This window comes from Corallococcus exercitus (assembly GCF_042231735.1).
GTDB lineage: Bacteria > Myxococcota > Myxococcia > Myxococcales > Myxococcaceae > Corallococcus > Corallococcus exercitus_B.
In genome coordinates, this window is sequence record NZ_CP102577.1 from 3,644,246 (window position 1) to 3,656,814 (window position 12,569).

A 12,569-nucleotide genomic window follows, 5' to 3' on the forward strand; every position below is an offset into this window, starting at 1 on the left:
TCCGCAAGGCGGCGCCCTCTACGCGCCTGAACTGAAACAGGCAATACACGCCCTTCTGTCTGCCTTTCAGCCACAACCAGCGCCTGCATGCCTGCCTACTGGCGGGTGCCCGATTTCCGGATGAACGTTGAGCCATGAACGGTTGCGCCCCGGTCCCGAATGTCTCGGGCCGGAGGATTCATGGACCGGACGAAGTCTCTCTCGCTCGCTGCCCTGGCTGCCCTGTTCGTCGGGGGCTTCGCCTCGGGTGATGCGCTCGCCCTGCCGCGTGATCCCTACCTGCAGAAGGTGGGCCCCGACACCGCCACCGTGGCGTTCCGGCTGTCGTCGAGCTGCTCCAGCGCCCAGGTGCGCTACGGCGCCGGCGACACCAGCCAGACGGCGCGCTCCACGGCCACCGCGAAGATCCACGCCGTGGTCCTCACCGGCCTGTCCCCGGGCACCTCCTATACGTACTCCGTGGACGCGTGCGGTGAGACGACCCCGGCGAAGACGTTCAGCACCGCCCCCGTGCCCGGCACGCGGCGCGTGCACTTCGCCGCCGTGGGTGACTTCGGCACCGGCGGCAGCGACCAGAAGAAGGTCGCCTCCTCCATGCTCGCCAACAAGCCGGAGCTCTTCGTCGCCCTGGGTGACAACGCCTACGCGTCCGGCACCGAGACCGAGTTCCAGACCAACCTCTTCACGCCCATGGCCGCCCTGCTCGCGCAGGTGCCCATGTTCGCCACGCCCGGCAATCACGAGTACGTGACCAACGAGGCCCAGCCCTACCTGGACAACCTCTACCTGCCCACCAACAACGCGGAGGGCTCGGAGCGCTACTACTCGTTCGACTGGGGCCACGTGCACTTCGTGTCCATCGACTCGAACTGCGCCGTGGGGCTCGCGTCCTCGAGCAAGTGCACGCTCGCCGCGCAGAAGGCGTTCGTGGAGAAGGACCTGGCCGCCACCACGCAGCCGTGGAAGGTCGTCTTCTTCCACCACCCGTCCTGGTCCAGCGGCGAGCACGGCTCGCAGCTCACCATGCGCCGCCAGTTCGGCCCGCTGTTCGAGAAGTACGGCGTGGACCTGGTCCTCACCGGCCATGACCACGACTACGAGCGCAGCAAGCCCATGCTCGGAGACGCCGAGGCCGGCAAGGACGCGAAGGGCATCCCCTACCTCGTCGTCGGCGGCGGCGGCGCCACCCTGCGCGAGTTCGCCACGTCGCGCCCGTCCTGGAGCGTCCTGCGCGACGACGCGGCCCACGGCTTCCTCGACGTGGACGTCGTGGAGGGCACCCTCACCGCGAAGCTCGTGAAGACGGACGGCGGCACCCTGGACTCGTTCACCCTCACCAAGCAGCTGCCCGCGCAGCCGGAAGCGCCCCAGGGCACGCTGAACGTCGCCGTCGACAGCGCCAGCGGCACCGCGCCCCACACGGCCGCGTTCACCGCGACGGCCTCCCAGGCCGGCACCACCGTCACCTGGGACTTCGGCGACGGCGCCACCGCGGAGGGCCCCCAGGCCCAGCACGTCTTCGCCCAGCCCGGCACCTACACGGTGACGGCCACGGCCACCGCCCAGGGCGCCGCGCCGCTGACGTCCACCACCGTCGTCACCGTGACGGCCAGCGGCACCACCGACCCGGGCACCGGCAGTGGCAACGACGAGGACCCCGGCACCACGCCGTCCGACCCCGACCCCCGCCCCGAGGTTCCGGCCACGCCTACGACGCCAGGCGTCACGCCGGGGACCGGGGATGACGCGAACGGGGGCGGTGGCTGCGCCGCCGGTCCGTCCGCCGCCCTGATTCCCGCCGCCGCGGCCCTCGTGGCCGGGCTCGTGCGCCGCCGTCGCCGGAACCGCTGAGCCCGCCCCGGAGGCGCCCTGGCTCAACTGGTCCGACAGTCGGACCAGTTGGGCGCCCGCCTGGGCCGGAACCGCTGAGCCCCCCGGCGGCGCCCCCCCCACGAACCTGTCCGACAGTCGGACAGGTTTGCGGACCCCGCCGGGCAGGGGCGGCCCGGGGAGCTCCGACGCCCCAGCCCCGAAGTGACTCCCAGGCGCCTCCGGCGGGTCCCTCCAGGGCCTTCCGGGGGCGTCTTTTGCGTTCCCTGCTTGTCAAGGCTGCCCGGGGGATGCGAAGGCCCATGCGACATGGCCACGACTCGCAAGCCTGGACCTTCCCGCGGCGGCGCCCCCAAGCAGGGCGGCCCCCGCTCGTCCCGCCCTGGCGCTCCCAAGAAGCGCAAGGACGCCAAGGGACGCGCTGACAAACCGAAGCTGAGCCGCGCTCAGCACGAACGCGCGCGCCCCAACCCCAACCGCCCCCTGCGCGAGGACCTGGTCCTCCAGGCGTGTCTGGAGGCCTACGGCGGCGTGCGCCGCGAGGGCCGCCTGTCCGACCGCGCGCTGGAGTTCGTGCTGCGCCGCAAGACGGCCCTCTACTCCACCGAGCGCCGCGCCGTGGCCGAGCGCGTCTACGCGCTGCTGCGCCGCCAGCGCACCGTGGACTTCCTCCTGGACCGCGCCCACCGGAAGTTCGACGCGTTGGACCCCACGCGCCAGGACGTCATGCGGCTCGCCGCGTCCCGCATCCTCCACGGCGAGGACCCCACCTACGTCGCGCGCTCCAGCGGGCTCACCGGCCCGGACCTGTCCGTGCTCGACCGGCTGCCGGACGCCGCCGCCGACCTGGACAGCCTGCCGGAAGCGCAGCGCTTCCCCATCGCCGCGTCGCTGCCGGACTTCCTCGCCGACCGCTTCCGCGCCGTCTTCGGCAAGGACGCCGCCCGCGCCGCCGAGGCCATGAACGAGCGCGCCCCGCTCATCGTCCGCGCCAACACGCTCAAGGGCGACCGCGCCCAGCTCCAGGAGCGCCTGGCTGCGGAGGACGTGGAGTCCACGAAGCCCACCGCGCTGTCCCCCTTCGGCCTCGTCATGGAGACGCGGCTCAACCTCTTCTCCCTCCAGGACTTCAAGGACGGAGGGTTCGAGATTCAAGACGAGGGCAGCCAGCTGCTGGGCATGCTCGTGGACGCGCCGCCCACCCGCGTGGTGGACGCGTGCGCGGGCGCGGGCGGCAAGACGCTGCAGCTGGCCGCGCAGATGAAGAACCGCGGCGACCTGCACGCGCTGGACGTGGACGAGGGCCGCATGGAGGACCTGCGCAAGCGCGCGCGCCGCGCCGGCGTGCACAACGTGCGCACGCAGCTCATCCCCCACGAGGGCCCGGACGCGGATGCCGCGCTCACGCCGCTCAAGGGGCTGGCGGACCGCGTGCTGGTGGACGCGCCGTGCAGCGGCACCGGCACCTTCCGCCGCAAGCCGGACGCGCGGTACCGCCTCACGCCGGAAGACCTGGAGATGCACGTGGGCCGGCAGAAGGCGCTGCTCGCGCGCTTCGCCATGCTGGTGAAGCCGGGCGGCCGGCTCATCTACGGCACGTGCAGCGTGCTGCGCGAGGAGAACGAGAACGTGGTGGAGGACTTCCTGTCCAAGCACCCCGACTTCAGCGTGCGCCCCGTGGCGGAGGTGCTGGGCGCGGAGCTGGGCGCGAAGCTGGGGCCCGGCCCCTTCCTGCGACTGGCCCCGCACACCCACGGCACCGACGGCTTCTTCGGCGCCGTGCTCGTCAAGGCGAAGTAACCCCGCCGTCCCCCAAGGAAGAAAGGCCCTCCGTCCATGTCGCTCGCCGTCCGCTACCACGTCGCCATGCCCCGCCCGCATGCGCACCTGTTCGAGGTGGAGGCCGCCTTCCCCGCCGGGCCTGACGTGCTCGACGCGGTGATGCCGGTGTGGACGCCGGGCAGCTACCTGGTGCGCGAGTACGCCCGCCAGGTGCAGGACGTCACCGCGCAGGGGCCGGACGGCCAGCCCCTGCCGGTGCGCCGCGTGGACAAGCGCACGTGGCGCGTGGACGCGAGGGGCCAGGCCGTCACCCTGCGCTACCGCGTCTACGCGAACGAGCTGTCCGTGCGCACCAGCCACCTGGACGGCAGCCACGCCTACTTCAACGGCGCCACCGTGTTCCTCTACACGGAGGGCACGCGCGCCCTGCCCCACCACGTCACCGTGGACGCGCCCCAGGGCTGGCGCACGTTCTGCGCGCTGGACTCGGACGGGGCCACCTTCCACGCGCCGGACTACGACACGCTCGTGGACAGCCCCTTCGAGGTGGGCCCGCACACGCCGCTCACCTTCACCGCCGCGGGCGTGCCGCATGAGGTGGTGGTGTGGGGCGACAGCGTGCCGGACGCGGAGCGGCTGTGCGCGGACATGCAGCGCATCTGCGAGGCCCAGGCGCGCATGTACGAAGGCCTGCCGCTCAAGCGCTACCTGTTCCTCGTCTACCTCACCGACAAGGGCCGCGGCGGCCTGGAGCACCAGGCCTCCACCGCGCTGCTCTTCCCGCGCACGGGCCTGTCCTCGCACCGGGGCTGGGAGGACTTCCTCACGCTGGTGGCGCACGAGTACTTCCACCTGTGGAACATCAAGCGGGTGAAGCCGCGCGCGCTGGTGCCGTTCGACTACTCGCAGGAGAACTACACCACGCTGCTGTGGGCCTTCGAGGGCGGCACCGCGTACTACGACAACCTCTTCGTGCGCCGCGCGGGCCTGATGTCCCCCTCGCGCTACCTGGCCCGCCTGGGGGAGACGCTCAGCCTGCTGCACTCCACCCCGGGCCGCCGCGTGCAGACGCTCACGGAGGCGTCGCTCGTCAGCTGGGTGAAGCACTACCGCCCGGACGAGCACTCCACCAACAGCGCCATCTCCTACTACCTGAAGGGCGAGGTCGTGTGCGCGCTCCTGGACCTGGAGGTGCGCCGCGCCACCCGCGACACGAAGTGCCTGGATGACGTCATGCGGTTGCTGTGGCAACGCCATGGCGACGGCTCCGGCGTGGCGGAGGACGGCGTGGAGAAGGCCGCGAGCGAGGTGGCGGGCGTGGACCTGACGCCGTTCTTCGACCGGGCGGTGCGCTCCACGGACGACCTGGACTACGGCGTCTTCGCGCACGTGGGGCTGGAGCTGTCCTTCCGCATGCGGGAGGCCCCCAACGACAAGGGCGGCACGCCGCCGCGCCTCAAGGGCGAGCCCAAGCCGAAGGGCTGGCTGGGCGTCACGGTGCGCGGCTCCTCCACGCTGTCCACCGTGCCGGAGGGCACGCCCGCGCTGGAGGCCGGCCTGTACCCGGAGGACGACGTGGTGGCGCTGGACGGCTGGCGCGTGGACGGCGCGGGGCTCATCGCCCGCTGCGAGGACAAGCGCCCCGGCGACACCGTGCGGGTGACGCTGTTCCGCCGCGACCGCCTGCTGGAGGTGCCGGTGGTGCTGGGCCAGAAGCCCGCGGACGCCGCGTGGCTCCAGCGCGTGGAGCGCCCCACGGACGCGCAGAAGGCCGCGTTCCAGGCGTGGCTGGGCGCCCCCTGGGATGAGACTCCCGGCCCGGCGTAGGCTTGCCGGCCGTATGGCCACCTCCGTCCCCGCCCCACCCCACTGCACCGGCCACCCGGACTCCGCCGCCGGCTGGCGCTGTGAACACTGCGAGGCCCTGCTGTGCCCCGCGTGCGTGGAGCTGCGGCGCACGGGCACGGTGGAGTACGCCGTGTGCGGCCGGTGCGAGGGCACGGCGAACGTGCTGCTGCGCTCGCGCTCGGGGCTCTCCCTCCAGGGCCGGCTGCTGGACTCCCTGCGCTTCCCGTTCACCGGACCGGGCCTGCAGACGCTCGTCGCCGTGAGCGTGATGCTGGCCGTGCTGCACATGCTCGCGGTGGGCGTGCGCATCCTCCACGTGCTGCCCATGACGCTCGCGCTGGGCGTCTTCTGGTCCGCCTTCTTCTCGCTCGTGCGCGGCACGGCCCGGGGCGACGCGGATCCAGAAGGCCCCGGCTTCACCAGCCTCGTCCAGGACAACCTCGTGCCGGGCCTGCGCGGCCTGGGCGTCACCGTGGGCGTCTTCCTGCCCGCGCTCGTCTACGCCTGGCACCTGCTGCCGCCCGTGTCCGGGTTCGCCATCGTCGTCCGGTTCCTCTACCCGCTGGAGACCCTGTGGGTGCCCGGCGTGAGGGGGGACGCGCTCTTCTGGGGGCTCGCGGCCCTGGGCCTGTTGTGGCTGCCGTGGGCGCTGCTCCTGGCCGCCACCACGCAGTCGGTGCTCGCCGCGCTCAACCCCGTGCGCACGCTCGGCTGCTTCCGGGCGGTGGGGCGCGACGCGGGGCTCGTGACGGGGATGTTCGTGCTGCTGGCCTGTGTCCACGGCGGGCTGCACTGGGGCGCGGCGTGGGTCGTCGAGCTGGGGCTTCCCTTCGTGTCCGGGTTCGTCGCGCAGGTGCTGACCTGCCTGATGCCCTTCTGCGCCGCGAGCCTGCTGGGGCGCGTGCTGTACGTGTACGGGGACGCGCTGGGCTACCTGCCCGCGCGCGACTTCCTGGAGCCCACGCTGGGGGACACCGCGCCCCAGCGCGTGCCCACCGCGCTGCGCGAGTCCCCGGCACTCCCCTCCCCGCAGCCCGACGCCGCCGAGGCCGAAGCCGCCCGCGAGCAGCAGGTGGCGGAGCTGGGCGCGGCGGTGGCGGCGCGCGACGTGGCGAAGGCGCTGGCGCTGTACGGCGTGCTCCACGTGGTGCCCCGCCTGAAGCTTTCGCCGGCGCACCATCTGTTCATTGGCCAGGCCGCGGCGGTGGAAGGAGATTTCCCACTGTCGGTCAAAGCGTTGGAAGCCGCGGCGGACACGGCGCCGGATGAGCCCACCGCGCCGCGCGCGCTGGTGCTCCTGGCGCGCGTGCAGGGGGAGAAGTTGGGAAACGCGGTGCGCGCGGAGGAAATCTACCGGTACATCCTGCATCGCTATCCGGACACGGATGCCGCACGTTTTGCCCATGCGCGGCTGCCGCCCGCCGCCTGACACACGCATTGCAGCACCCGTCCTCCGGTACCAGATTCACGGCATGGGACGGGTTGGGGGCGTGGGGATGGGAAAGCAGTTGAGGACGTATGGATGGTTGGGGCTCCTCGCGAGCGTGGTGCTGACGGGCTGTGATGACGCCCCCAGCGCGAACCGGCACGAGGACACCTGCGCGGAGCCGATGTCGCTGCGCGTGGAGGTGATGTCGGCGGACGGCGCGTACATCCAGGGCGCGTCCGTGACGGCCACCAACCTGGAGAGCAACGTCAGCATCACCGGCGTGACGGATGACCGGGGCGTCACCACGGCCATCAACGAAACGCTCGCGCCCAGCCCCATCCGCGTGGTGGCCACGGCGGGCTCGCACGTGACGCCCGCGGAGCGCGTGGAGTGGACGTGCGACGCGTGTCACTGCACGCCTGTTCCCGCCACGGTGACACTCCAGCTCAGGGATTGAGCCGGAAGACCCGCCAGTGAGGGCCCGAGCGCGCGGAAAATCCGCTGCCCCGGGCCGTCGGGCGGTTGTGCACACCTGCCCGCGCGCGGTAGCACTTACGCCATGCGTCAAACCCGCATGCGCGCCTCCGCGTCGGTCCGGCTCTCCTCCAGCCTCGCCGCCCGCCCGTCTGGCCTGACGGCGTGCGTACGGGCGTGTTGTCGCGGCACTGGTGTTTCCCCACTCCAGTAAGCCGTGCAACCGCGCTACCCGACGGGTAGGCAATCCCGAAGGTCCCCCATGTCCGTAGAGAGTGTGCAGGCGCTGCTCGAATGCTCGGTCACCGAGCTGACCGGGCGGTTCGTTACCCAGGCGCAGCCGGTCCCCCAGGGGCTGCTCGAAGCGCTGGAAGCAGATCCACGCCAGGGCGCGCAGGCGCTCGCGAAGAGGCTGCGCTCGCGCCAGGAGAAGAACCGCGCGGAAGGCCAGCGGCTGCGGCACCTGCTGAAGTTCGAGACGGAGCTGTGGGAGCAGGGCCTCTTGAAGGTGGCGGGCGTGGACGAAGCGGGCATGGCGCCGCTCGCGGGCCCCGTCGTCGCGGCGGCCGCCATCCTGCCCCGGGGCTACAAGCTCAAGGGGCTGGACGACTCGAAGAAGATATTGGACCCGGACAAGCGCGAGGCGCTGGCGGAGGCCCTCAAGCGCGACGTGGTGGCGTGGGCGGTGGGCCGGGCGGAGGTGGAGGAGATTGATTCCATCAACATCTACCACGCGGGCCTCCTGGCCATGCGGCGCGCGGTGGAGGGGTTGGGGCTGACGCCGGACTACGTGCTGGTGGACGCGCGCACGATTCCCCAGTGCCCCTCTCCGCAGCGAGGCATCATCAAGGGGGACTCGCTGTCGCTGAGCATCGCGGCGGCGTCCGTGCTGGCGAAGACGACGCGCGACCGGCTGATGGCGGAGCTGGACGCGCAGTATCCCGGCTACGGGCTGGCGGCGCACAAGGGCTACCCCACCGCGCAGCACGTGCAGGCCATCCAGGCGCGGGGCGTGCTGCCCATCCACCGCCGGAGCTTCGGCCCGGTGCGCGAGGCGCTCGGACTGGCGCAGCCCTCCGGGCCCGTCCCGATGCAGTCGGAGCTGTTCGCCGCTACACCTGTCCCGATGGCCAAGCGATGAGCGCGGATCGAGACATCGACGGGTGGTTGGCGGAGCGGGGCGTCACGCTGATGGACGCGCGGGCGCGGGCGAGGGGCGTGTTGGAAGAGGTGGGGCTCACGCGGCCAGGCAAGGCGCGGATGAGCGAGCCCAAGCTGCTGCGAGCGGCCGAGGTGCTGGCCGAGCGCTTCTTCCAGGTGTGCGCGGATCCCGGCTGCATCCAGGTGGCCTCGGCGAGCGGCCGGGAGCCCCTGCGGGTGGAGCCCCGGAGCCACTGCGCGCGGTGCGGCGGTTCCGCCAACCGGCGCGCGGAGGTGGCGTTCGTGGAGATGTGCCACCAGCGAGGCGTGCAGCGCGTGGTGGTGGTGGGCGGCTCGCCGGCGGTGCGTGAGGAGCTGGAGGCGAAGCTGGGCGGCCACATCTCCCTGCGCATGGTGGACGGCACGGAGCGCCGCACGGCGGACCGCGCGAAGAGCGACCTGGAGTGGGCGGACCTGGTGCTGGTGTGGGGCGCCACGGAGCTGCACCACAAGGTGTCCACCCACTACACGCACCTGGCCTCCTCGCACCACCGCAAGGTGGTGCACGTGGTGCGCCGGGGCGTGGCCGCGCTGCTGGATGAGGCGATGATTCATCTGCAGCGGGCGCGCTGAGCGACCCGACGCAATGGCCGGCGGGTTCGCCCGCCGCCAGGTCAGGCGCCGAGCAACTTCGCCGCGCCCGACTGGCCTCGCTCGACCGCGATCGCCCTGGGCGAGTCCCCGTGCTGATTTCCTGGCCGCGAGGGATCCGCGCCCGCGGCCAGCAGCGTGCGAATCACCTCTTCCCACCCTGAATACGCAGCCACCCCGAGTGCGGAGTACTGCAAGTATTTGGGAGCTTGGTGATTCGGATTGGCTCCGCGCTGCAGGAGCAATTGCACCAGGGAAAGCTGCCCCTGGCTCGCCGCGAAGACAAGCGCATCGTCCACGGAAGCGATGGCTCCTGCGCGATCGATGAGAAGTCGCACGATATCGGTGTGCCCTCTCCAGACCGCCCCCTCCGCCGGGAGGCGTCCCTCGCGATTGAGCATCCTCACGTCCGCACCCGCCGCAAGCAGCATCTCGACCATGGCGGTGTGCCCGTTGGAACACGCTTTGTGGAGCGCGGTGTTTCCATCGCCATCCATCGCCGTGATGTCGGCTCCGCTCGCGAGCAGGAGGCGCACCGTCTCCAGCAGGTTGCCTTCGGTTAGCGAGCCTGCCGCACAAATCAGTGGCGTGCCGAGCAGCTTGGAGCCCTTGTTTGGATTGGCGCCGGCCTCCAGCAACGCGGCCACGATCTCCGATTGCCAGGCGGAACTCGCTGCCATGAGCGCGGAGTAACCATTCTCCGCGGAGTCCGGCGATGCGCCCTCGGCGAGGAGCTGTTGCACATTCGTGAGCGAGCGCGCTCGGGCGGCGTGCATGAGTGCCGGATTCGACTTCGGCCGCTTTGGCGCCGCCCTCGGCTTTGTCCTGGGTCGCGCCGTCGCCTTCGCTGACTTCTTGACCGCCATGCTTTCTCCAGGAGCGCGTCACCCGCCGCCGCAACGCTCGCACTGCGAGGGAGTCCGTCTACGTCCAGGATGTCAGCGCTCCAGCGTATCGGGAGGCCTTCCGGTGCGTCCATCAATCCCGTATGGCAATGGAAGCGCGGAGGACGCCATGATGGATGCCTGGAAGTGCCAACCCCCAGGAGTCCTGTGTGCGAAGCCTCTCATTCCGGGTCACCGGTCTTGTCTCGGCGATGGTCGTGCTGGGCGGTTGTGAGCGTCAGGAGAAGGCGCCCGCTCCCGCTCCTGCTCCGGTCAAGGCCAGCGCGCCCGCGCCGGCCCCGTCCTCACGAAGCAGCACCGAGGGAGAACTGCGCGAGCGGCTGCGCTGCGAGGCGCTCCTCGGCTTCAGCGGGCTGATGGCGGCGCAGCAGGAGTTCTTCGGGGAGAAGAATGTATGGACGGCGGACGTCACGCGGCTCCCCTCCCCGGCGGCGTGCACGGATGGCAGCCGCGTGCCCACGCTGGACGGCACCTGGCTCGCGGGTTGCCACTTCCGTTACGCGGTCTCGGTGACTGGCTCGCACCCCGACAACAGCACTTTCAGCGTGCGCGCGGTGGGCGTGGGCGGGCTTGCCGAAGGGCTCACCTACGCGATGACGCATGGGTACGCGGACGGGAAGCCCGTGCGTGTGTGGCCCTCGGAGCTCGTCCTCGAGGACTGCCATGGGGTGCGCAGGCCGGAGGGGACGCCCCTGCCCGCCCCGCTGTGCGAGGGGGCCAGCAACCTGAAAGGGTTCTTCACGGCCCAGAAGGCGTACTTCGGCGAGAAGGACCGCTACTCGGAGAGCGCCGCCCAGGTCGGCTTCGCTCCGGAGCCCTGCCTCGACGGCTCCCGCGCGCCAGTGCCCGACGACACGTGGACCGCGGGCTGTCGCTTCATCTATCGCGCCGAGGTTTCAGGCACGGCGCCGGAGCAGACCTTCCGCCTCACCGCGCGCGGAATGAAGGGCCCGGTGGTGGAACAGAAACTGATGCTGGACTCCGAGTACACCTGGAGCCCCGCCGATCCAGGCTGCGCGCCCTGACGCGCGGTGGTCTCAGCAAGGTGAAGGTGGAGGCCACCCGTGCCATCTCCGTGACGGGCAGCTCCAACTCCGTCACCTGGAAGCGAGGATGACGCTCTTTCCCGCTGGGGGCTTGATGAGGGGACATCGCGCGGTCGCGCTACTCCTGCTGGTTTGGCTGACAGGCTGTGCCTCAGGGCGCGTGGTGCGCTTGGAAACAGCCCCTGGGCCGCCAGTCGTCTTCACGCCTCACAACGACGAAGCCGGTCCGGTGGAGGTGGAGCGGCGCGAGTTCAAAGCGGCCGTGGCGAGGCTGGCGCGGGGCGTGAGACTCCCGGCCAATCCCCAGCAGGCCGCGCGGCGCCTGATGGGGGTGGACGCCCGAGGCGGCACGTACCTCTTTGATCCGCGCACCCGGCGAATGACGCCACTGGAGGGGGCTGCACTGGCCTCCGACATGCCGCCAGCGGAGGTGGAGCTGACGCGGGCATATCTGCGCTGGTGCGAGCGCACCGGGCGCAAGGGTGACTGTCTGCGTTTGCTGGCGGAGGGTCCCACCGTCACCGGAGACGGGCGCTACGCGCTGGCCATGGCCATGGCTCAAGGTGTTGTCCTGGAAGAGATGCTGGATGCCTTCAAAGGCATGGCCGACCCGCACGCGGCGCTCTCGGCGGCGCTGTGGACCATGACCTTCTATCTGGTCCTCTGGTCGGTGCCCGAGCCAGTGAGCAAGGGCCTGGCTGCCGTGATGACGGCGACTGCCATTGTCTACCTCGGGGTGGACACCTTCTGGACGCTGATCGCGGGCTTCAAGCGGCTGGTGGACGAGGCGGACCGGGCCACCACGTTTGAGGAGCTACGCGATGCGGGTGAGCGCTACGGCAAGGTGATGGGCCGGAACGCGGCGCGAGCCTTCGCACTGCTGGCGACGGTGGCCATCGGAAACACGGCCGCGGGCTTCGCCTCGAAGGTGCCGACGCTGCCCGGTTCCGCCCAGGCGGCGGGGCTGGCCGGAGGCCGCGCGGGAATCCGCCTTGCCGCCGTGGGCGAAGTGGGAGCGGTGGCGGTGACGGGCGAGGCCGTCACCGTGGCACTCGCCCCCAATGCGGTGGCCATGACGGCACGGGCCCTGGGGGGCACGGCTGCCGCCCCGGTGGATGCGGAGGGCCACGACCACCACATCGCCACGAACAAGTGGTGGAAGGCCACGAACAATGAAGGCCCGTGGTCACCCCGGTTTCAGGAGATCTTCGACAAGGCGGGCATGTCGCTGGACGACCCGGCCAACATCGTCCACGTCAAGGGGCACAAGGGACCTCACCCGCTTGCGTACCATCAGCGGATTTTCCGGCGGCTGGCTGACGCAACGGAGGGGTGTCGCACCATGGAGCGATGCCGTGAGGCGCTGACAGCCGAACTCGGCCGGTTGGGGCAGCAGCTCACCACTCCGGGCACCAAGCTGAACAAGCTGGTGACGGGCACCTAGATGCGGCGCCACAATGAGCG

The 12,569-nt window shown here is 71.2% G+C and carries 10 protein-coding genes; 9 read left to right on the forward strand and 1 reads right to left on the reverse strand.

All coding sequences use genetic code 11. From position 1 onward, the window contains the following. Positions 1–180 precede the first annotated feature (180 nt). The 7 genes from NR792_RS14020 to NR792_RS14050 all read left to right on the forward strand — a co-directional run bounded on the left by NR792_RS14020 (position 181) and on the right by NR792_RS14050 (position 9,136). Positions 181–1,851: a metallophosphoesterase gene (locus tag NR792_RS14020; RefSeq protein WP_375760540.1), complete on the forward strand. Its 1,671-nt coding sequence runs from the start codon at positions 181–183 to the stop codon at positions 1,849–1,851. Positions 1,852–2,139: 288 nt separating this feature from the next. Then, positions 2,140–3,630: an SAM-dependent methyltransferase gene (locus tag NR792_RS14025; RefSeq protein WP_375760541.1), complete on the forward strand. Its 1,491-nt coding sequence runs from the start codon at positions 2,140–2,142 to the stop codon at positions 3,628–3,630. 36 nt (positions 3,631–3,666) lie between these two features. Then, positions 3,667–5,439, forward strand: a complete 1,773-nt coding sequence (locus tag NR792_RS14030; protein WP_375760542.1) for a M61 family metallopeptidase — start codon at positions 3,667–3,669, stop codon at positions 5,437–5,439. A 13-nt stretch (positions 5,440–5,452) separates the two neighbouring features. Beyond that, complete coding sequence (locus tag NR792_RS14035; RefSeq protein WP_375760543.1) at positions 5,453–6,889, forward strand: hypothetical protein; 1,437 nt, start codon at positions 5,453–5,455, stop codon at positions 6,887–6,889. A 67-nt stretch (positions 6,890–6,956) separates the two neighbouring features. After that, positions 6,957–7,346 (forward strand): carboxypeptidase-like regulatory domain-containing protein, encoded by a 390-nt coding sequence (locus NR792_RS14040; protein ID WP_375760544.1) that lies wholly within the window; start codon positions 6,957–6,959, stop codon positions 7,344–7,346. Positions 7,347–7,625: 279 nt separating this feature from the next. Further along, positions 7,626–8,504 (forward strand): ribonuclease HII, encoded by an 879-nt coding sequence (locus NR792_RS14045; protein ID WP_375760545.1) that lies wholly within the window; start codon positions 7,626–7,628, stop codon positions 8,502–8,504. Beyond that, positions 8,501–9,136, forward strand: coding sequence for a hypothetical protein (locus NR792_RS14050; RefSeq protein WP_375760546.1), 636 nt, complete (start codon positions 8,501–8,503; stop codon positions 9,134–9,136). The genes NR792_RS14045 and NR792_RS14050 overlap by 4 nt, the downstream gene beginning before the upstream one ends. A gap of 41 nt (positions 9,137–9,177) precedes the next feature. On the opposite strand, the gene NR792_RS14055 is transcribed toward NR792_RS14050, so the two are convergent. After that, positions 9,178–10,020, reverse strand: a complete 843-nt coding sequence (locus NR792_RS14055) for an ankyrin repeat domain-containing protein (RefSeq protein ID WP_375760547.1) — start codon at positions 10,018–10,020, stop codon at positions 9,178–9,180. Between the two features lie 188 nt (positions 10,021–10,208). Between NR792_RS14055 and NR792_RS14060 the strand changes: the two genes are divergently transcribed. Together NR792_RS14060 and NR792_RS14065 are read left to right on the forward strand one after the other, a co-directional pair. Beyond that, positions 10,209–11,084, forward strand: coding sequence for a hypothetical protein (locus NR792_RS14060; protein WP_375760548.1), 876 nt, complete (start codon positions 10,209–10,211; stop codon positions 11,082–11,084). An 88-nt stretch (positions 11,085–11,172) separates the two neighbouring features. Further along, positions 11,173–12,549: an AHH domain-containing protein gene (locus NR792_RS14065; RefSeq protein ID WP_375760549.1), complete on the forward strand. Its 1,377-nt coding sequence runs from the start codon at positions 11,173–11,175 to the stop codon at positions 12,547–12,549. Positions 12,550–12,569: the final 20 nt, after the last annotated feature.